We start from the raw sequence: 21,561 nt of genomic DNA on the forward strand, positions 1-21,561 counted from the left end.
TTATCGTAAAGATTGTTCCCTGTTAATCCAGAACACTACATGACCTTGCGGCCCAGATAGCGGGCATACGTCAGCGCGGCCGTCCGGTAGACGAGGTGGCCGAGCTTGGACCAAGGCAGGTAGCCGATGAGCATGAACACCGCCACCAGGTGCACGAAGTAGGTGGGGTAGGCCAGGTACTTGAAGTTCGCCAGCCGCAGGAGCTCACAGGCAATACCGGTCAGGAAGATGGCCCAGATGACGCCGAGCAGATACCAGTCGTAGTAGTTGCTCTCGGTCTTCTTGGGATCCTTGGCCACGCGGTTCGCGGTCAGCACGGTGAGTCCCACGAGACCCAGGATGGCGCCGAAGTTGGCCAGAACCTTGACCGGGAAGGCCTGCGGCATGGGCGTGTGGATGCCGTGGATTTCGATACCGCCCCAGCCGAGGAACACCGGCAGCCAGTGTCCCCAGGCCACGATTGACGTGACTATCGCCAAGGCGATGAAGGCGTAGAAGATGGCCAGATGGCCGATCTTGCGGGGCGCCTTGTCCTCGCCGCAGTCAGCAAACTTCTTATGGGTGACGATCTCGCCGACAATGGTGTCCCACAGGCAACGGATCACGCTGGGCTTCTTGCCGCCCACATAGATGACCTCGCCCTCTGGTTTGAAGCGCTTGAGGAGCCTTGTGACACCGGTGTAGAACGCCACCAGCACATAGATCGTTACGAGTATGAAGATGGGGTCGATGGTGTAGTCGCCCGGGAAGATCAGACCGTAGACCACGTGCCCATCCTCGGTGAGGGGGAACAGCGTCCCGTTGACGCCGGCCATGATGCCCCAGATCACCAGGAACAGGATGGCCGGGATGACGGCGAGCATGGGCAGGTACTTCGGAGAGCTCATCCATTTGGCAAATACGGACGGACCGACCAGGGAACGGTAGGTCATGTTGCGGATGGCCGCCAGCAGATCACCAGGCCGGGCGCCGCGCGGACACAGGTCCGAGCACGTGCCGCAGTTGTGGCACAGCCAGACGTCGACATCCGACATGAGTTTGTCCTTGAGACCCCACTGCGCCCAGATCATCTCCTTGCGGGGATACGGCTGACTGGAGGGCGAAATGGGACAAGCCACGCTGCAGGTCGCGCATTGATAGCACTTGGTGAGGGCGTCTCCGCCCACCCCCTGCAGCTCCCGGACGAATTGCGGGTCGGGATTGAGTCGCTGCATTCGAATGACCTCCTAGTATCCCTTGAACGGGTTGGGGCCCATCTTGAGGACGTCCTTGATGAACTGGTCGATCAGCTCCGGCACCTTGTCGTACTCGTCGATGGCGACTTCATACTGCTCCACGCGCTCGGGCTCGATGCCGAGCTGGTTGAGCGTCTCGGCGATGTTCTCCTTGCGGCGGTTGCAGATCTCGGAACCCTTGACGAAGTGGCACTGGTAGTCGTCGCCATACTTGCAGCCCAGGAGCATGACGCCGTCGGTACCGCGGCTCATGGCATCCTTGATCCAGATGGCGTTGACCGAGCCCAGGCAGCGCACAGGCATGATGCGGACAAAGGGGCTCCAGTGCTTGCCGCGCATGGCGGCCATGTCCAGGGCCGGGTAGGCGTCGTTCTCGCACGCCATGATCAGGATGCGCGGGCCGCCTTCCTCGATGCTGTCCGGCACGGTGTACTGGCGGACCACATCGCTCATCATGCCGATCCCGTAGTTGTCGAAGGAGATGACGCGCTCCGGGCAGGCGCCCATGCAGGTACCGCAGCGGCGGCAGCGGTTCCAGTTGGGCAGCGGCGTGCCCTTTTCGTCATCGTCCAGGGCGCCGAAGGGACATTCCTCGGTGCAGCGTTTGCACTGGGTGCAGCGCACGAAGTTGAATACCGGGTAGGACGGATCGCCCGAGCGGGGGTGAACCGACACGCCGCGGTTGACCGACTCCAGGCACTGGATGGCCTTGAGGGCCGCGCCGGCAGCGTCCTCGGTGGCGTAGTCCAGAAGCATGGGCTGGCGCACAGCGCCGGCGGCGTACACACCGGTGCGGCGGGTTTCGTAGGGGAAGCAGATGTAGTTGGAGTCGGCAAAGCCCTCGAACAGCGCCAGATCCGGGAAGGCCGGGCCCTGGCGGTAGTCGAAGTGCATGACCGCTTCCTTGGCCGAGGTGGGCACGATGCCGGTGGGCAGCACGACCATGTCCACGGCCACTTCGATGTCGCCGCCGAACAGGGAGTCGGAAACCTTGACGACGAGGCTGCCGTCAGCTTCCTCCACAGCCGTGACGCGGCCCTTGGAGAGCATCATGCCGGGTTTGTCCTGCGCGGCCTTGTAGTACTTCTCGAACACGCCCTGCACGACCATGGAGTCGTAGAAGATATACGAGATGGCGTCGTCGGACTTTTCGAGCACGTAGTTGGCCTGCTTCAGCGCAACCAGAGAGGAGACCGAGTTGGACATGGGCAGGTGCTGATAGCCCTCCCAGTCCCGCTGCGTGATTTCCTCGACCTCGACCTCGGAGTGGGGATCGCCCTCGCCTTCCACTTCCTCGGTGAGCTCGCACTCGGCCAGGTCCTTGTAGATGCGGCCGCCCGGATCAAGGGCGGACAGATCGAGCACAAAGGCGACCTTCTTGGCCGGGCTGCCGTCGGAAGGCTTGTTGACGCGGCCTTCCTTGGCCATGAGCTCGAACTCCTTGGCTGTGACCACGTCCTTGATGGAGCCGTAGCCCAGGGGCGCCAGGTACTTGGTGTCCTGCGCCTGCCAGCCGGTGGCCATAACCACGGAGCCGATGGGCAGCTCTTCTTCGCCGCCGCTGCTCTTGATGCTGGCGGTGTACTGGCCGGGCTGGCCCTTGAGTTTGCTCAGCGTGCTGGACTTCTTCACCGTGATCTTCTCGTGGCCTTCCACCTCGGCGATGAGCTTGTCCAAGCCGGTTTCGTGGGCTTCCGTGTAGGGATGGCCCAGGGGCACGGTCTTGTAGAAGTTCTTGGCCGCGCCGCCGAGCTCGGCCTCGCGCTCCACCAGAATGGTTTCGTAGCCGGCCTTGGCGGTGTTGAGCGCCGCATTCAGACCGGTCCAGCCGCCGCCCAGCACGAGGATGGTGCGGTTGAGCTCCTCGACGTCCAGGTGGGGATACTTGCCGGACTTCAGCTTGGCCACGCCCATGTTGATGTAGTCCTGCGCGATGCCCACGAGCTCCTCGGGGGCTTCCTCGTCCAGGTCGATGGGGTTGCCGTCAGCATCCTCGTAGGAAAGGATACACTGCTCGCGGAGGTTGACCCGCTCCACCAGCACGCCGTCAAAGGTGAAAAACTCCCAGTCCAGCCGGGGAGAGCTGCCGCATACCAGCACGGCGTCGATCTCGCCGGCGTCGATGTCGGCCTGGATCATCTTCTGGCCGTCTTCGCTGGGCAGCATGGTGTGGCTCTTGACCACGGGGCAGAGATCACCCCACTTGTTCTGCACGTACTCCTCGAGCGTCTCGGCATCGAGGACCGGGCTCAAGCAGGACTTGTCGAAGTAGACTCCTATCTTCTCGGCCATTGGTCGTTACCTCCCTCTCACCGTTTGGATCGCCTTGAGCGCCGCGCCGGTGCCGGACTGGGCGGACTTCATCACGTCCAGGGGCTTTTTGGCGCAGCCGGCTGTGAATATTCCCTTTTCCTCGCCTCCCGTGATGAATCCTTCCTCGTCCACGGGGACGTCGAAGGGCAGCTTGGCGCCGGCGAGGCTCGGCTGCATACCGGTAGCGAGCACCACCATGTCGTAGCGGACTTTCTTCTTGATGCCGCGCACAGCGTCTTCGACCTCCACGATGACATCACCGGAGGGATCGGCCTCGACGCCGGCGACCTTGCCCTTGACGAGGTTGATCTTCTCATCCTCCAGGGCCCGGCGGCGGAACTTGTCGTAGCGCTCGGGGGTGCGCATATCGATATAGTAGACGGTGCACTCGGCGTCCGGGTACTGCTCGCGCACGTACAGGGCCTGCTTCAGGGAGGCCATGCAGCAGATGTAGGAGCAGTAGTTCAGATGGTTCTGGTCGCGGGAGCCGGCGCACTGTACGAAGCAGATTTTCTTGGGCGCCTTGCCGTCGGAGGGACGCACGATCTGGCCCTTGGTGGGGCCGTTGGGGGCGGCGATGCGCTCCATCTGCATGTTGGTGACGCAGTTGGGAACCTCGCCGGCGCCCAGGTTGGTGAGCTTGGTCACGTCATACGGCTTCCAGCCGGTGGCGAGAACGATGCTGCCCACGCTGAGCTCGATATTCTTGGCCTCTTCGTTGAGGTCCACATACTGGCTGGCGGCGACCTTGTTCAGGTCGTCCTCGGTACAGGCCGTCTTGTCCACCACGTAGCGGGCAGGGAACGCGAAGGGCATATCCTTATAAAGGCCCTTGCGCTTGTCGAGGCCGAAGTTGAACTCGTTAGAGGTCTCGCCGTCGAGAGTTTCGGCGATGGCCGAGAGATCCGCGTTGGCAGGAGCAGTGTGCCGGGGATTGATGCGGATGGAGACGTTGTAATCGCCAGCCTGGCCGGAGACCTTGGTCACCTCGGCCATGGTGAAAAATTTGACCCTGGGATTCTTTTTGATCCTTTGAAACTGGATCTCCAGACCGCAGGACGGAGGACAAAGCTTCGGGAAATACTTATTCAGCTGCGCGACACGACCTCCAAGGTAGGGCGTCTTCTCGACGATGTAGACTTCATAGCCCACTTCGGCGGCTTCAAGGGCGGCGGTAATGCCGCTGAATCCGCCACCTATCACGAGTATCGGTTTGGACATCATTTTCCTCCGTGGTTTTTCGCGGCCTGTCTTGAAAATGGCCTAAGCCCAGACCTTGGACGCAGGTTCGTCAGGGCTTGGGCTTAGACCATTTTTGGCGAAAGGAAAAGAGCGGCCGCAGGTCCAGAAGGACCTGCAGCCGCAATATAGTTCATCCTTACTCAGGAATGATCTGGTAGTAAGGCTTCTTGAACACCTTGGTCTCACCCTTCTCGGGATCGTACACGGAGTTCACGAAGCACTTCCACTTGGCATCATCCAGAGCCATGAAGTCCGCGCGATAGTAGAAGCCCGGGTAACGGGTTTCCTCACGGAAGCGGATGTGCTGCATGTGGAGGCGAACGGTCCACAGGCGGTGGTAGTTCTCCCAGCAGCGCAGCAGCTCGTGCAGGTCGCGGGCAGCCAGCTTCAGGGAGTCTTCCTCGAGCATGTCGAGGAGCCAGAAGCCGGTGTCCAGAGCAGCAGACGAGGTGGTGTAGTAGGTGGAAACACCGCCACCGTACTCGTCGGTGTGCTTGACCAGACGCATCATGAAGTTCTTCGGCGAGATGTACTCGGGGTTGACGACCGGGTCGGTGGACGCGGACTTGCCAGCCTCGAAGTTGTAGTACGGACGATAGATGAGCTTCTTGAGATCGTCAGCGCTGTCCTTCAGGGTGGGCTTGAAGTCCTTGTGGTCCACAATCCAACGCACCATCTGCTTACCGACGATACGGCCTTCAGCATGGGAACCGGAGGAGAACTTGTGGCCGGAAGCGCCAACGCCGTCAGCGCAGGTGAACAGGCCGTTCACGGTGGTCATGCGGTTGTAGATCTTGCCGTTGTCAGCCTTGACCTTGTAGTCGTCAGGAACCCAGTCCTCGTCCGGACCGGAAACCCAGATGCCGCAGCAACCGGAGTGGGAACCGAGCAGGTAGGGCTCGGTGGGCATGATCTCGGAGCCGCGCTCCTCGGGAGCGCAGTTGGTGGCGGCCCACAGGTTGGCCTGACCAACGCACATGTCGAGGAAGTCTTCCCAGGCCTCGGCCTCGAGGTGCTTCTGCTCGGCCGGGGACATGGACTTGAAGGACTCCTGCAGGGCGGTCTTGGTGTCCATGTAGATGGGACCGCGACCTTCGCGCATCTCGCGGAGCATCATGTGGTTACGCAGGCAGGTGGGGATGATGTTGCCCTTGGCGTAGCCGCGCTCCTCGTAAGGCTTCAGCATGGCACGGTTGGTCACGCAGTAGTCTTCGCCGCGGAAGTTGGTGGCTTTGGCCTTGAAGAGCAGGAACCAGGCGCCGACCGGGCCGTAACCGTCCTTGAAGCGGGCGGGGACGAAGCGGTTTTCCATCATGGTCATCTCGGCGCCGACCTGGGCACACATGGTGTAGGTCGAACCGGCGTTCCAGACGGGGTACCAGGCGCGGCCCATACCCTCACCGGTGGAGCGGGGGCGGTACACGTTCACGGCGCCGCCGCAGGCGACGACCATGGCGTTGGTCTTGAAGATGTGCACTTCGTTGGCGCGCAGGTTGAAGCCGACGGCGCCGGCGATGCGGTTGGGCTCGTTGGCGTCCAGGAGCAGCTTCACGATGAACATGCGCTCCATGATGCGCTCTTCGCCCAGGGCGTTCTTGGCAGCCTCGGCAACGATGACCTTGTAGGACTCACCGTTGATCATCATCTGCCAGCGGCCGGAACGGACAGGCTTGTCGCCGTTGCGCAGGCTCTTGCCGGCGGCCTTGGCGGCGGCGCCGTCCAGGTTCTTGTTGTTCTCGTCCTTGATCCAGCAGGGCAGGCCCCACTCTTCAAAGAGGTGAACGGAATCGTCAACGTGGCGGCCGAGGTCGAAGATCAGGTCTTCGCGGACCAGGCCCATGAGGTCGGTGCGGACCATGCGGACGTAGTCGTCCGGCACGTTATCGCCGATGTAGGTATTGATGGCGGACAGGCCCTGCGCAACGGCGCCGGAACGCTCGAGAGCGGCCTTGTCCAGCAGCATGATCTTGGCATCAGGGGCGTACTTGTCAGCCCAGCGCACGGTCTCGAAAGCGGCGCCGCAGTTACCCATGCCGCCACCGACCATCAGAATATCAACGTCATGCTCTTTGACTTCGGGCTCGGCGAGAGCCAAACCGCGAGGTGCTTCCTTCACGGGAATCCTAGGCATTGTGTATCTCCTCAATTAGAATTCGTTGAATTCGTAGGAACTACGCACGATTCTTCTGAAAGAATCGGATCTACCGATTGCCGCCCTCGCAGGGGATGTCCATCCAGCACTGGGTGGTGTCGGCGGCTTCGATGTCGAACTTCTTGCCAACAACCTCGGCAGGCTTGACCAGCTCGGTCTCGGTGAAGAGCAGCTCGCTGTCCAGATCGCCGGCTTCGGGCTTGCCCTCGAAGGGCTTGATGGAACCTTCAGCGGTGGTGCGGATGGGGAACTTGAAGCGCTTCACGGAGCCGTTGCGGAACTTGATGGTCCACATGATGTCCTCGGAACCGCGCAGCGGAATCGAGGTGCCGCCCATGGGGGCGAAGTCAGCGTAGGGGCGGGCGGTGATGGCGCCCTGGGGGCAGATCTTGATGCAGGAGTAGCATTCCCAGCAAGCGTCGGGCTCCTGGTTGAATGCACGCATCTCGTCGGGGTCGAGAATCATCAGATCGTTGGGGCAGATGTACATGCAGGCGGTCTTTTCGCCACCCTTGCAGCCATCGCATTTTGCCGGATCAACATAGGTAGGCATACTCAATCCTCCACATCAGTGATGTCGTTAAGGTTGAAAACCACAGCCAATTTAATCTCGATGCCTATATTCCTCCGGTTCCCCGGAGGAGCAAAAAGCAGGCAGCGCCATGCGCCGCCTACTCCCTTGCCGCGTTCAACCTACATACCCTCGACACTGCCCGGGCACGCAGCGCCGCCCTGCTCCGCCATGGGCGCAGCCGGCGACAAAAAGACCCCGCCGCGCTCAACCCTCCGGCTGAAGCAAGCAGCCGAAGCCCGTGAGCACAACGAGGCCTCTTTCGTGTTTCTTGTACCAAAAATATCAAGCATTGCAGTGTATTGTAATATTCCTCGCGTTCGATTGTGAGATAATTAACAAGCCCCCCCGCGAACTGTCAAGCAAAATCCACGCGCGCTCCGTCCGGCATGGCTGTCGACGCCTTTTCGGACACCCGCAACCGCCGGTTGGCGCGCATTGCACACGGCAGCGTCTTCTCTCCTCCCCCGTGCGGCCAGCAGGCGCCGGACCGGTGCGGGGTCCTGTATATATTTATTGGATAAAAGGGCTGAAAGCCCATACTTCGCCAGTGCCGATTCCGGTTGTCAGGGGTGTGACATCGACGAGCAGGTTTTTACCACCTAACCCGTCTCAGGGGGAGTTGCAACGGCCTCCGGCGTTATGGCGCAAGACTTCCCGAAAATTAACCCCAATATTTCGTCGGAGAACCTCGACCGGCGAGAATCCGACCATGTCCCGGCCGGACCACGATTCTTTTTGCTATTTTTTTGTTGTGCCCCTTTTCCTATGCTTGACATTTTGTGAAAAATTTCATTATCCATCGAACTCCGACGCAGCCACGCTGGTGAGGTCCCTTTTCCCCGGCCTCATCCGCGCGCGTGCAGCACGCGTCTTAAATAAAGGCTGGGGATCCGAACCGTTATCTGGGTTAAAGATTAATTTGAAAAGGAGTCAAGGCATGTCCAAACTCGTTCCCCCTCATGGTGGCAAAGGGCTCGTGATCTGCAAGCTCGAAGGCGCCGAACTCGAAGCCGAGCAGAAGAAGGCCGAGGGTCTCAAGAAGATCGAAATTTCCGACCGCGTCAAGGGCGACACCATCATGATGGGCATCGGCGGTTTCAGCCCGCTGAGCGGCTTCATGACCAAGGCTGACTGGGAAAGCGTCTGCGAAAAGATGCTCCTTTCCGACGGCACCTTCTGGCCCGTTCCCGTGGTGTGCGACACCAACGACGAGGACGTGAAGGCCGGCGAAGAGGTTGCTCTCGTGGGTAAGGATGGCGTTATCTACGCCACCATGAAGGTCGAAGAGAAGTACGAGCTCACCGACGAGCGCAAGAAGTGGGAATGCGAGAAAGTCTTCAAGGGCAACGGCGAAGACTCCGAGAAGTTCTGGGATGTCGCTCTCGAAGATCACCCCGGCGTGCAGATGGTCATGAAGCAGGGCAAGTACAACCTGGCCGGCCCGGTCAAAGTCCTCTCTGAAGGCGACTACGCCGAGCGTTTCCCCGGCGTCTACATGACCCCGGCTCAGATCCGCGCCGAGATGGACAAGCGCAACTGGGGCAAGGTTGCCGCTCTGCAGCTCCGCAACCCCATGCACCGCTCCCACGAGTACCTCGCCAAGCTCGGCGTCGAGACCTGCGACGGCGTGGTTATCCACTCCCTGATCGGCAACCTGAAGCCCGGCGACATCCCCGCTGATGTCCGCATCAAGTGCATTCAGACCCTGATCGACGGCTACTTCGTGAAGGACTTCGTGATCAACGCCGGCTACCCGCTCGACATGCGCTACGCCGGTCCCCGCGAGGCTCTGCTCCACGCCACCTTCCGCCAGAACTACGGCGTGTCCGAGATGCTGATCGGCCGCGACCACGCTGGCGTCGGCGACTTCTACACCCTCTTCGAGGCTCAGGAAATCTTTGACAAGATCCCCTACGCCAACCCCGAAGAGGCCTGCAAGGTCCCCGGCAAGGCTCTGGAAACCCGTCCGATGAAGATCGACTGGACCTTCTACTGCTTCAAGTGTGACGGCATGGCCTCCATGAAGACCTGCCCCCACACCAAGGAAGATCGCGTCATCCTCTCCGGCACCAAGCTCCGCAAGGCCCTGTCCGAAGGCGCTGAGGTTCCGGATCACTTCGGTCGCGAAGAAGTCCTCACCATCCTGCGTGAGTACTACGAGGGTCTGACCGAGAAGGTCGAGATCAAGATGCAGAGCGCCGCTTCCGGCGAAAACATGAAGTAAGCGCCTGCTGATCTGATACGTACCCGTACAGGGGGAGGCGTGCAGCACGCCTCCCCTTTTTTTCGCTGCATACGCCCCTTGCGGGATGGTAGGATTCGGGCTACGTACTCGGATTCCACAATCAACCTATAAACCTCCCCCAACGAACTTCGAGGTCCCAGTTTCCCATGCCGCAACGACCCGCGCCCAAAAGAGGGTTCCGCCGCGAGCGCACCAGGCGTTCCGAACGCTCCACCGCCGGCAGAAAGCCCATGTTCGACGAGCTCGCCGCGCTCGATACCAAGATTGTCGCTTTGATCAAGGAGCGCAGTGCGCACCTCGCCAAAATCCGCAGCAAGGGCGGTATGGACTCTGTCGACGAGAAATCCATCTGGTCCATCTGGCAGCGCGCCCTGCCAAAGACGCGCGGCGGCGCCTCCATCTGGCGCAAGCTGTTCTTCCTGCTGCAGGACCTGGAGCCCGAGCCCGAAGAGGACAACCGCGCCAGCGACGGCTTCCTGCTCGCGCCACGCCGCGGACCCTACGTCCTGAAGCTCGATCCACCGCGCACCCTGGCCGGCATGCAATGCCTGGCCGCCCTGGGCGCGTGCGAAGAGTTCTCCATTGCACCGGCCGTGGTCAACGAGCGCCTCGTCCAGACGGTCAAGGCTTTCAACCAGACCGGCGCCGGTCTGTACTGGGAGTCGGACCAGCTCTCCGGCCGCGGCGCGGAAGAGCTCTCCTACCGCGACAAGTCCGTCTTTGTCGGGGACGACTCCCTGGCGTTCCATCTTATCCTGGCGCGCTGCCTTGCCGAGCCCGGCTCGGTCAAGTTCACCGGCGGCCATCTGCTCAAGACCGCGGACCTCACCCTGCTCGCCAGGCTGCTGCCGCGTCTGGGCGGTCGGCTTGTAAACATCATTCCCGGCTCCAAGGGCCTGCCGGTCCGCGTGGAGGCCTCCGGCCAGCTCCCGGATGAGGTGCTGATCCCCGAGGAGCTGCCATCGGAGGCCGTGCTGGGCCTGCTCATGGCCACGCCCTTCTACCCCGAGGGGCTCACCCTGCGCAGCGAGAACCCCTCCCCGGCCCTCCGCGCCACCTTCGATTTCGCCGCAAGCATCCTCACGGCATGCTCCATAAAAGTTGATGTCCGGACCAGTGGCGACGGGTACGCCATCGGCGTCAAACCCGGCACACCGGTCATACCGAAGTCTCTACCCGTGGACGCAGGCCTTGGCGCGTTCCTTCTGGCCATGCCCAGGCTGGACCCTTCGGGCGAAAGCACTGTGACCCTGGAAGGGAGCTGGCCTGAAGAGACCGGCGCCTACGCCACTGCCCTGGAGATGCTCCGCGCCGCCGGGGTTGTGGTGGAGTCCGACGCGTCCAGCCTCCGCTCCAGCACCGGACAGCTGCCTCCCGAAGCGCCTCGTCTGGACTGCGCCGGCGTGGCCGAGCTCTTCCCGCTCTCCTTTGCTCTGGCCGCCTCCATGCCCGCCTCCATCATCGACAAGCCCGACTCGAACGAGGACCTGTTCACCTGCCGCGAGCTGGCCGACTCCCTCGGCCTGCGCATCGAGGAAGGCGACGGCGTGCTGCGCATCGAAAATATCGGCCGCCAGGACGACTCCTACGTGGAGCCGTGGGTCGCTCCCAATGCCTGGTGGGCCGTGGCCTACGCGGCCATGTCTTTCCGGCGTCCGGGGCTGGTCCTTGCCGACCCCTCGGCCGCCACAGATCTGTTGCCCCGTTTCTGGAACTTCTACAATACGTTGCCCTCGCCGCAGAGCGGCGTGTTCTACATGCCCAAGCGCGAGGCAGGAAACGAGACCAATGAGCCCGAACGAAAAGGACGACGCATTCGCATCCCAAATAGCTGACCTCGAAAAAGAGATCGAAACGCTGACTCTTGAAAAGCAAAACGCCGAGGCAAAGGTGAAGGAGCTGCGCGAGGCCGAAGACCCGGCGCGCAGCATCTGGTTTGCCCAGGAGATCTTTGCCTTCCAGCAGGAGAAGCTTCGGCTCGAGGTGGAAGTGGAGCTGCGCCGCAAGAAGATCAACCGTCTCCGGCTCGGAATCGATGACGGCAACATGGCTCCCCCACCCTTATCCGCACTCCAGTAGAGAAGGACGACCCCCATGCCCCAGAACCTGACACACAAGATACTTGCCGCTCACCTTGTCGACGGTGCGTCCCTCGGCGCCCCCGGCTCTGAAATTTCCCTGCGTATCGACCAGACCCTGACCCAGGACGCCACTGGCACCATGGCCTACCTCCAGTTCGAGGCCCTGGGCCTGGACCGCGTGCAGACCGAGCTCTCCGTGAGCTACGTGGATCACAACACGCTGCAGATGGGCTTCCGCAACCCGGACGACCATCGCTACCTGCGCACCGTGGCCAAGCGCTACGGCCTGGTCTACTCGCCCCCCGGCACCGGAATCTGCCACCAGCTGCACCTGGAGAACTTCGCCAAACCCGGCAAGACGCTCATCGGCTCCGACAGCCACACCCCCACGGCCGGCGGCCTGGGCATGATCGCCATGGGCGCGGGCGGCCTTTCCGTCGCGCTGGCCATGGCCGGAGAGCCTTACCGCATCGCCATGCCCAAGGTCGTGCGTGTCAACCTGACCGGCAAGCTTACGGGCTGGGCCACGGGCAAGGACATCATCCTGCACCTTCTGGGCATGCTCACCGTCAAGGGCGGCGTGGGCAAAGTCTTTGAGTACGCCGGCCCCGGCGTGAAGACCCTCACCGTGCCGGAGCGCGCCACCATCACCAACATGGGCGCGGAACTCGGCGCCACCACCTCCCTCTTCCCGGCGGACGAGCGGGCCAGGGACTTCCTTACCTCCATGGGCCGCGCCGACGATTATGAAGAGTGGGTGGCCGACGAGGGCGCGGAGTACGACGAGACCATCGAGATCGACCTGTCCAAGCTGGAGCCCCTGGCCGCGCAGCCGCACATGCCGGACCGCGTGGTGCCCGTGCGCGAGCTGGCCGGCATGGCCGTCAGCCAGTCCGCCATCGGCTCCTGCACCAACTCGTCCTACGCGGACCTCAAGTCCGTGGCCCAGATGCTGACCGGCAAACGCATTTCCGAGACCACGGACCTGCTCGTCTCCCCCGGTTCCAAGCAGGTGATGAAGATGCTCGCCCACGAGAACCTCATCGAGCCTCTGCTGGACGCCGGCGCACGCATGCTGGAAGCCTCCTGCGGCCCGTGCATCGGCATGGGCGGCTCGCCCATCTCCGAGGGCGTCAGCGTGCGCACCTTCAACCGCAACTTCGAAGGCCGCAGCGGCACCCAGGACGCCAAGGTCTACCTGACCAGCCCCCTCGTGGCCGCGCGGGTCGCACTGGACGGCGCGTTCACCGATCCGGCCGGCTGGGGCGAGCCCCCGGCGTTCCCGGAGCTGCCCGCCACCACGCCGTCCATCCGCCACCTGTTCATCTTCCCGCCCGAGGACGGCTCCGGCGTGGAGGTGCTGCGCGGACCGAACATCGTGCCTCTGGAGACCTTCTCCGAGCTGCCCGAGACCATCGGCACGCGCATCCTGCTCAAGACCGGCGACGACATCACCACGGACCATATCCTGCCGGCCGGCGCACAGATCACTGCCCTGCGCTCCAACATCCCGGCCATCAGCGAGTACATCTTCAGCCGGGTGGACGCCGAGTTCGTGAGCCGCATGAAGAGCGCCGAGGGCGCCCCCTGCCGCGGCGTCATCCTGGGCGGCGAGAACTACGGCCAGGGCTCCAGCCGCGAACACGCGGCGCTTGGCCCCCGCCATCTGGGCGTCTGCGCCGTGATCACCAAGTCGCTGGCGCGCATCCACCGCGCGAACCTGGTCAACTTCGGCATCCTGCCGCTGCTGCTGAAGAATCCCGCGGACTACGACCGCCTGAGCCAAGGCACGGAGCTGACCATTGCCGCAACCGACCTCACGCCCGGCGGAACCATCGCCATCGAGGCCAAGGGCGTCGGTCCGATAGAGGTCATAAACGATTTGACGGCCACAGAGCTGGCCATTATCCAGGCAGGCGGACTGCTCAACTACGTCCGCGCAAAACGAGAGCAAAAAGCCTGATCGATTCCGCCAAGGAGAGACAATGCTCGACCTGATCCGTCAAAGCGCCTCATCGTGGGGCGTCAAGATCCTATTCGGCGTCATCATCCTCGTCTTCGTTTTCTGGGGCGTGGGTTCATTCACCGGGTCCAAGACCCAGGTGGTCGCCACAGTCAACGAACGGCCCATCCTGGTGCAGACCTTCCGCCGCGCCCAGGAACGCGCCATCGAGAACATCCGCCAGCGCAACCCCGATGTCTCGGTCGAGGACCTCAAGGCCCAGGGCATCAGCACCCAGGTGCTCCAGCGCCTTGTGGCGGACGAGCTGCTTGCGGATCAGGGCAATGCGCTCGGCATCCGCGCTTCCGACGTGGAGGTTCGCAACAAGATCGCCAGCCTGCCGTACTTCCAGAGCCAGTCCGGCCAGTTCGATCCCGAGCTCTACCGCCGCATCCTCAACAGCCAGCACATCCAGATTGCCGAGTTCGAGGACGACATGCGCCGGGCCATCGTCACGGAGAAGCTGCAGCGCTACGTGACCGACTCCATCCAGGTGCCCGAGTGGGAAGCCCGCGACCTCTTTGACTACTCGCGCGAGAAACGCACCCTCCAGTACCTGAGCGTCGACGACGCCAAGTACATGGACCAGGTGAACGCCACCGATGACGAGGTGCAGGCGTATTACGACGAGCACAAGGATGACTTCAGCGTGCCCGCGCGCATCTCCTTCTCCTACCTGCCCTTCACGCCGGCATCCCTGGCCTCCAAGGTCGAGGTCTCCGACGAGACGCTGCAGCAGGAGTACGAGGCGCGCAAGGACGAGTTCACCCAGCCTGAGCGCGTCAAGGCGCGGCACATCCTTATCCAGCTCGAACAGAACGCCACCGAGGCCGAAGACCAAGCCGCCCTGGAGAAGATCGAGGCCATCCGCAAGCGCATCGTGGATGACGGCGAGGACTTCGCCACCGTGGCCGAAGAAACCTCGGACGGCCCCTCCGCCCCCAACGGCGGCGACCTGGGCTGGTTCTCCCAGGGCCAGATGGTCCCCGCCTTCGAGGAAGCCGCCTTCTCCCTGACTCCCGGCACTGTGAGCGAGCCCGTGCGCACGCCTTTCGGCTACCACCTTATCCTGGTGGAAGAGCGCGAGGACGCCCAGGTGGCGCCCTTTGACGAGGTCAAGGACCAGCTCAAGCAGGAGATCGCCGAGGACCGCGCCACGGACCTGGTCTCCAACCTGCTGGACGTCGCCCTGGAGCAGGTCTACGCCGGGGATTCCCTGGACAAGGTGGCCGGCGATCTGAACCTGGAGGTGCTCAAGACCGACGAGCCGCTGGACCGCGACCAGGTGCAGAGCCTGCTGCTTCTCAAGCAGGACTCCCTGAACCGTCTCTTCGGCCTTGAAGAGGGCATGATCACCGACACGCCGCTGGAGACCGAGGACGGCTACGTGCTGGCCACCATCGGCAAGCGCCTGCCGCCGGACTTCCAACCCCTGGACGAGGTGCGCGACTCCATCGTCACGACCATCAAGGAGACCAAGGCCTCCAAGCTGGCCAAGGAGGAGGCCGAGGCCCTTTCCAAAACCATCCAGGAAAACGGCCTGCCCGCTGACCGCGAGAGCGAACTCTCCGTCACCAGCGCGTTCGATCGCCAGGGGCTGATCCAGGAGCTGGGCGTGAACCCCGAGCTGACCAGCAAGGCTTTCAACGCCGAGAAAGGCGACTGGATTCCCGGCGCCTGGCCCGTGCAGGACGGCTGGGTCGTGGTCCGGCTGGACGACATCCAGAGCCCCACGGACGAGCAGTGGGAGACCGAGAAGTCCATGTGGGTGGACTTCATCGCCGAGACCAAGAAGGAAGAGCTCTTCCAGTCCTTCCTTAAGGACCTGCAGGAGCACGCCGAGATCAACGTCTACCAGCCCGACCTGTTCAAGTAGGCTGGCACGAGATACGACCATGAAAAAGCGCCGGTCCCTGCATCAAGGGGCCGGCGCTTTCTTGTATGTGGAAGCTCGAATGGAATCGAGCAAGAGGCGACAGAGGTACTGCCCCAATGTCTAACCACAGATCGGCCCCTTGCTCCCTGTTGAGCCTGAGAAACACCAATATCGAGGATACCTTTTAAGAATCAACCGGCGATTTGTGTTCGAACGAAGTCAACGCGCTCGGCAATGCTTGTGAATGGAAGCGGAATCAACGTGTACCCGAGGTTCGAGTATGTTTCAGCCATCACGCGGCATGTGGCCTCCGCCTCCGCCGTACCCTGTTTGCGCTCCGCATCCTGCACGAAGATTCCCGGCCAGTGCGGGGCGATGAAGACCTTGCGGTTATACCTGTACAGCGCCGCAGCCGTGCGCACATGCGCCGGAACAGGAAGTCCGCACAGGGTCAGGTAGCCAAGCACATCCGGAACTCCCCGATCCAGCAGAATCGGACCTGGCATCGCCTGCGCCTCGCGATACGAACGCAGCTCCCAACCCAGCATCAATTCCGCAAAAGCAGCGCGGTCAGCCCATGGCAACGCCCGGCCTCCGATCTCGACCTGCTCCTGGATAATGGCGCGCCCGGCCTCGGGCATATGCTGAAGACCCGTGTGGGCCAGTGCGTCTATCAGGCTGCTTTTTCCTGAGCCCGGCCCGCCGGTGATGACAAACAGATGGTCAGCCATGGGATATGCTGATTGGTGGGAACCGACGCAGATTGGATGAGCGAACCGGCCATGGCTCCAACGCCACAGGTGTGGCAGGGCAGCGCCATGGACTCATTATGGTGCGCGCAGATACTGGAACTAAGTTCCCAGCTCTATCTTTTTCACGCGAATGGGCTCGCTCCGCTCCAGGGTGATATGGGCAAGGGAAGGTGGGCCGCTGCGGGACTGGCACGCCGAGCCAGGATTGACCACGTGCACGCCGTTCACCACCGTGTGCTGAAAAATGTGCGAGTGGCCAAAACAGATGAGGTCGTACCCCGGCCCGAAGGCGGCAGCCACGCGCTCGGCTAGTCCGCGCGCAGAGCCCCAGCCGTGCGCCGCGCCAATGGTGAACCCCTCGGCTTCAAAAGAAATGGTGTCGGTCAGCATCTCGCGCGTGGTCCAGGAGTCCATGTTCCCGGCCACGGCCTTCAAATCCGGATGCATCATCAGGTGGTGCAGCACGGACGGCGAGACGATGTCTCCGCAGTGGAGCACGGTGTCCGCAGGCGCCAGAAACTCGTCGTAGATTCGCTCGAAACGTGAGTTGGTCTTACCCAGGTGGGTATCAGACAAAACAGCAAGTAGCATGAAACACTCGTCCAATCATAAGGACGGACGCTAGCCCTTCCCTTTTCCGTTCTTCTTCTCCCACCAGGACTTGTCCGGTCCCTTGAACCACCAGTCCGTGTGGTCGGTGGTTGCCGCGACCTTGGCCAGCTCCTTGCCCACCTCGGTGCGCAGGCGTGGCAGCGCGCCCTCTATCCACTTGGCGGCGTACGCGTTGCCCAGGTCGAGCTGCTCCTTGAGGTTCAGAATCAGGTCGATCTGGTCGGCGTCCTGCGCCAATTGCGACTCCAGGCTCTCCACCGATTCCAGCTCCTCCCACAGGGGCAGCACGGCCTCGGCCAGACCGGTGCCGTCCAGGGCGTCCTCCAGCGCCTCGGTGCGCTTGCTGGAGTTGTAGCGCCGGGCCACGTAGTTGAAGTCGCCCGTGCGGGCCTCGTGCAGGTCGTGGAACAGGCAGAGCATGGCCGTGCGCGAGGAATCGGCCCCGGCGATCTCGGCCAGGGCATAGCCGATAACGGCTGTGCGGAACGAATGCTCGGCCACGTTCTCGGTCCCTGTGCCCAGAAACTGATACCCGGTGCGCGGCGTCTTGCGCAGCATGCCGACTTCGTAGAGGAAGTCGGCCACGCGCGTCATGCGCTCCCGGCCCTGAAGGTTCTTCTTGAAATCCGCAGTCATGGCGTCCTTGGTCATTGCAGTGGCGATCCTAGCTCGTGTACTCGGCGTTGATGCGAATGTACTCGTGGCCCAGGTCCGAGGCCAGCACCTCGTACACGCCGTTGCCGGCGCCCAGGTCCACGCCGATCTCCACGTCCTGCCGGCGCATGTGCGGCGCGAGCAGCAGCTTGGCCTGCCCTTCCACCGGCTGGCCGTTGCGGAACAGCGGGATGTTGCCCATGGTTATGGACACGTGGTCCGGGTTGAAGGTCGCTCCGCTGTAGCCCACGGCGCAGAGGATACGGCCCCAGTTGGGGTCCTTGCCGTACACGGCGGTCTTCACCAGCGGGGACTTGGCTATGGTGCGGGCCACCTTTTCCGCGTCGTCCGTGTCCTTGGCGCCGGTCACGCTGATGCGGATCACCTTGGTGGCGCCTTCGCCGTCCTCGGCAATCATATAGGCCAGGGCCTGGCAGACCTCGGCAACGGCCTCGGCCAGCACGGCCTTGTTCTCGCGCTCCACCCTGGCTCCGGCGGCGCCGCTGGCCAGGAGAAAGACCGTGTCGTTGGTGGAGGTGTCGCCGTCAACCACGATGCGGTTGAAGGAGATGTCCACGGACTCCTTGAGGATCTCGCGCAGTAGCTCCGGCTCCACCTCGGCGTCGGTCATCACCACGGAAAGCATGGTGGCCATGTTCGGGCAGATCATGCCCGCGCCCTTGGCAATGCCCAGCACGTGAACCGGGCCGCCGTCGCCATTGCCGGGCAGGCCGGTGACTCGCGCCCAGGCCAGCTTGGGGAAGGCGTCGGTGGTCATGATCGCGCGGGTGAAGTCCATGGCCGAGCACGAGCCGACGCTCTCAGCCAGCTTCGGCGCGGCGTCGCGCCACTTGCCCATGTCCATGGGCACGCCGATGACGCCCGTGGAGCACGGCAGAATGCTCTCCTCGGACACGCCCAGGGCCCCGCCCATCATCTCCATGGAGAGCTTGCAGTCCACCATGCCGCGCTCGCCCGTGGCGGCGTTGGCCTGGCCGGAGTTGATGCACACGGCTCGGGCCGTGCCGCTCTTCTCCAGCGCTTCCTGCGCCACCAGCACCGGCGCGGCCGGGAAGGCATTCTTGGTGAAAACGCCGGCCGCGGACGCATCCTTTTCGCAGACCACGGCGCCGAGATCGAGCTTCTGCGAGTTCTTGAAGCCTGCGCACACAGCGCCGAAGGCGAATCCTTTGGGAATCGGGATCATGGCCATGCACTCCTTACCTGTATTGCCCAGCGTCCAAATTTATGGACGCATGCTGTCTAAAGAATAAGACTCTTGCCCACACCACTACGCGACGTTGCTGCCGCAGCACTTCTTGTACTTCTTGCCGGAGCCGCAGGGGCACGGCTCGTTTCGCCCAACCTTGGGCTGCGCTCGTCGCTTGGGCTGTTTCTTGGGCGCCTCCCCGTCGGACGAGCCGGCGTAGTTCAGGTTCTCGGGCTGTTCCTTGTGCACCAGGTCCTGCTCGGCTGCGCGCTGGAAGCGCACGCGCGTCAAGGCTTTCAGGGCGCTCTCGCGGATGAGGAAGAGCATGTACTGGAAGATCTCGAAACCCTCAATCTTGTACTCCTGCTTGGGGTCCTTCTGGCCGTAGCCGCGCAGGCCGATGCCGTCGCGCAGGTGGTCCATGTTGGCCAGGTGCTCCTTCCAGTGTCGGTCCAGGGACTCCAGCATGAAGAAACGCAGCACCTCCTGGTACTGCTCGCCGGCCTCGCCCTTGAGCCGTTCCAGCAGGCCGCGCACGGCCTCGGCCGCCTCATCGCGCGTGGGCAGCTTTTCCATCAGCGGCCAGACGCGCGACAGGGCAAAGAGCTCTTCGAGCCTGGCCTTGAGCGACTCCACGGTCTCCTCGTCCGGCGCGCCTTTGGCGTCCTCGATCGGCGCGTAGATCTCTTCGAGCAGGTCGTCCACATACTCGTGGGCCAGGTCTTCCAGATCCTGGTTCACCATCATCTCGCGCCGCAGCGAGTAGATGACCTCGCGCTGCTGGTTCATGACGTTGTCGAACTCCAGCAGCTGCTTGCGGATGTCGAAGTTGTGGGCCTCCACCCGGCGCTGGGCGTTTTCGATGGCCTTGGAGACCATCTTGTTCTCGATGGCCTGGCCCTCCTCCATGCCCAGACGCTCCATGAGTCCGGAGATGCGGTCCGAGCCGAAGAGGCGCAGCAGGTCGTCATCCAGGGCCAGGTAGAACCGCGAGGAACCGGCGTCGCCCTGGCGACCGGCGCGGCCGCGCAGCTGGTTGTCGATGCGCCGGCTCTCATGGCGCTCCGTGCCCAGGATGTGCAGGCCGCCGAGCTCGCGCACGCCCTCGCCCAGCTTGATGTCCGTACCACGACCGGCCATGTTGGTGGCGATGGTCACCTTGCCCTGCTCGCCGGCGTTGGCCACGATCTCTGCCTCGCGCTCATGCTGCTTGGCGTTGAGCACGTCGTGCGGCACGCCGCGCTTTTTGAGCAACCGGGAGATGAGCTCCGATTTCTCGATAGAGATAGTGCCCACCAGCACGGGCTGGCCGTTCCTGTGCAGCTCGCGGATGTCCTCCACGATAGCGTTGAACTTCTCCTCCTGCGAGCGGTAGATCGCGTCCGGGTAGTCCTTGCGGATCATGGGCACGTTGGTGGGGATAACCACGACGTCGAGGTTGTAGATCTCCTTGAACTCCACAGCCTCGGTATCGGCCGTACCGGTCATGCCCGCCAGCTTGTCGTACATGCGGAAGTAGTTCTGGAAGGTGATGGAGGCCAGCGTCTGGTTCTCGGCCTCGACTTTCACGCCTTCCTTGGCCTCCAGGGCCTGGTGCAGACCGTCGGAGAAGCGGCGGCCCGGCATGAGCCGGCCCGTGAACTCGTCCACGATGACCACCTGGCCGTCCTTGACGATGTAGTCCACGTCGCGCTCGAACAGGGCGTGGGCCTTGAGGCCCTGGAGCACGTGGTGCTGCAGCGTGATGTTGTTGGGATCGTAGAGGTTTTCGATGTCCAGCATCTGCTCGATCCTGGCCACGCCGTCGTCGGTGAGGGCCACGGTGCGGGCCTTTTCGTCCACGGTGTAATGGTCCTCGTTCTTCAGGCCGGGAATGTACGCGTTGATGCGCGCGTACAGCGGCGTGGAGTCGTCCGACGGGCCGGAGATGATGAGCGGGGTACGCGCCTCGTCGATGAGAATGGAGTCCACCTCGTCAACGATGCAGTAGCGGAGCTCCCGCTGGACAAGCTGCTCCTTGTAGAACTTCATGTTATCGCGCAGATAGTCGAAGCCGAACTCGTTGTTCGTACCGTAGGTGATGTCCGCGCGGTACGCCTCCTGGCGCTGCTGCTCGTCGATGCCATGCACGACCACGTCCACAGTGAGGCCGAGAAAGTTGTAGATGGTTCCCATCCACTCGGCGTCGCGGCGGGCCAGGTAGTCGTTCACGGTGATGACGTGCACGCCACGGCCTTCCAGCGCATTGAGCACCACGGGCAGCGTGGCCACGAGGGTTTTACCCTCACCGGTCTTCATCTCCGCGATCTTGCCTTCGTGGAGCACGATGCCGCCGATGAGCTGGACGTCGAAGTGGCGCATGCCCATGCTGCGCACCGACGCCTCGCGCACCAGGGCGAAGACCTCGGGCAGGAGGTCGTCCAGACTGGTCCCGCCGGCCACCTGCTCCTTGAACTCGGCGATTCGCTTGGGGAAATCCTCGTCCGCCAGCTCTTTCATCTGCGGTTCGAGGTCGTTGATCTTCTTGATTCGCGTGGCCAGAGTCTTGAGATACCGCTCGTTCTTCGAGCCAATGACCTTGTTGACGAGGGAAGAAATCATGGGAGGTAAGCT

At 62.8% G+C, this 21,561-nt stretch carries 15 protein-coding genes; 5 read left to right on the plus strand and 10 right to left on the minus strand.

The window, feature by feature from the left end; genetic code table 11:
• Positions 1 to 35 precede the first annotated feature (35 nt).
• The 5 genes from qmoC to aprB form a co-directional block, all read right to left on the minus strand.
• Positions 36 to 1,214, minus strand: a complete 1,179-nt coding sequence (gene qmoC / locus E8L03_RS09685) for a quinone-interacting membrane-bound oxidoreductase complex subunit QmoC (RefSeq protein WP_144233425.1) — start codon at positions 1,212 to 1,214, stop codon at positions 36 to 38.
• Between the two features lie 12 nt (positions 1,215 to 1,226).
• Positions 1,227 to 3,527, minus strand: a complete 2,301-nt coding sequence (locus E8L03_RS09690; protein WP_171267232.1) for a hydrogenase iron-sulfur subunit — start codon at positions 3,525 to 3,527, stop codon at positions 1,227 to 1,229.
• 6 nt (positions 3,528 to 3,533) lie between these two features.
• A complete protein-coding gene (locus tag E8L03_RS09695) occupies positions 3,534 to 4,769 on the minus strand; it encodes a CoB--CoM heterodisulfide reductase iron-sulfur subunit A family protein (protein ID WP_144233423.1) in 1,236 nt (411 codons plus the stop codon).
• 157 nt (positions 4,770 to 4,926) lie between these two features.
• Positions 4,927 to 6,921: an adenylyl-sulfate reductase subunit alpha gene (gene aprA / locus E8L03_RS09700; RefSeq protein WP_144233422.1), complete on the minus strand. Its 1,995-nt coding sequence runs from the start codon at positions 6,919 to 6,921 to the stop codon at positions 4,927 to 4,929.
• Between the two features lie 70 nt (positions 6,922 to 6,991).
• Entirely contained in the window at positions 6,992 to 7,495 is a 504-nt protein-coding gene (gene aprB / locus E8L03_RS09705) for an adenylyl-sulfate reductase subunit beta (RefSeq protein WP_144233421.1), read from the minus strand.
• Positions 7,496 to 8,453: 958 nt separating this feature from the next.
• Between aprB and sat the strand changes: the two genes are divergently transcribed.
• The 5 genes from sat to E8L03_RS09730 all read left to right on the plus strand — a co-directional run bounded on the left by sat (position 8,454) and on the right by E8L03_RS09730 (position 15,720).
• Positions 8,454 to 9,740 (plus strand): sulfate adenylyltransferase, encoded by a 1,287-nt coding sequence (gene sat, locus E8L03_RS09710; protein ID WP_144233420.1) that lies wholly within the window; start codon positions 8,454 to 8,456, stop codon positions 9,738 to 9,740.
• A gap of 167 nt (positions 9,741 to 9,907) precedes the next feature.
• Positions 9,908 to 11,596 (plus strand): 3-phosphoshikimate 1-carboxyvinyltransferase, encoded by a 1,689-nt coding sequence (locus E8L03_RS09715; protein ID WP_171267233.1) that lies wholly within the window; start codon positions 9,908 to 9,910, stop codon positions 11,594 to 11,596.
• Positions 11,550 to 11,840, plus strand: coding sequence for a hypothetical protein (locus E8L03_RS09720; protein ID WP_144233418.1), 291 nt, complete (start codon positions 11,550 to 11,552; stop codon positions 11,838 to 11,840). The genes E8L03_RS09715 and E8L03_RS09720 overlap by 47 nt, the downstream gene beginning before the upstream one ends.
• Positions 11,841 to 11,855: 15 nt before the next feature.
• Complete coding sequence (locus E8L03_RS09725; RefSeq protein WP_171267234.1) at positions 11,856 to 13,805, plus strand: aconitate hydratase; 1,950 nt, start codon at positions 11,856 to 11,858, stop codon at positions 13,803 to 13,805.
• Between the two features lie 22 nt (positions 13,806 to 13,827).
• Positions 13,828 to 15,720, plus strand: coding sequence for a SurA N-terminal domain-containing protein (locus E8L03_RS09730; RefSeq protein WP_144233416.1), 1,893 nt, complete (start codon positions 13,828 to 13,830; stop codon positions 15,718 to 15,720).
• A 191-nt stretch (positions 15,721 to 15,911) separates the two neighbouring features.
• Here the strand turns inward: E8L03_RS09730 and E8L03_RS09735 are convergent, their stop codons facing one another.
• From E8L03_RS09735 to secA, 5 genes are all read right to left on the minus strand, one after another.
• Complete coding sequence (locus E8L03_RS09735) at positions 15,912 to 16,451, minus strand: AAA family ATPase (RefSeq protein WP_171267235.1); 540 nt, start codon at positions 16,449 to 16,451, stop codon at positions 15,912 to 15,914.
• 120 nt (positions 16,452 to 16,571) lie between these two features.
• Positions 16,572 to 17,063: a metallophosphoesterase family protein gene (locus E8L03_RS09740; protein WP_171267236.1), complete on the minus strand. Its 492-nt coding sequence runs from the start codon at positions 17,061 to 17,063 to the stop codon at positions 16,572 to 16,574.
• 30 nt (positions 17,064 to 17,093) lie between these two features.
• A complete protein-coding gene (locus E8L03_RS09745) occupies positions 17,094 to 17,720 on the minus strand; it encodes an HD domain-containing protein (protein WP_144233908.1) in 627 nt (208 codons plus the stop codon).
• A 28-nt stretch (positions 17,721 to 17,748) separates the two neighbouring features.
• Entirely contained in the window at positions 17,749 to 18,945 is a 1,197-nt protein-coding gene (gene argJ / locus E8L03_RS09750) for a bifunctional glutamate N-acetyltransferase/amino-acid acetyltransferase ArgJ (protein ID WP_171267237.1), read from the minus strand.
• A gap of 84 nt (positions 18,946 to 19,029) precedes the next feature.
• Positions 19,030 to 21,549, minus strand: coding sequence for a preprotein translocase subunit SecA (gene secA, locus E8L03_RS09755; protein ID WP_171267238.1), 2,520 nt, complete (start codon positions 21,547 to 21,549; stop codon positions 19,030 to 19,032).
• Positions 21,550 to 21,561: the final 12 nt, after the last annotated feature.

The sequence above is a fragment of the Oceanidesulfovibrio marinus genome, assembly GCF_013085545.1.
GTDB classification, from domain to species: Bacteria; Desulfobacterota; Desulfovibrionia; order Desulfovibrionales; family Desulfovibrionaceae; genus Oceanidesulfovibrio; species Oceanidesulfovibrio marinus.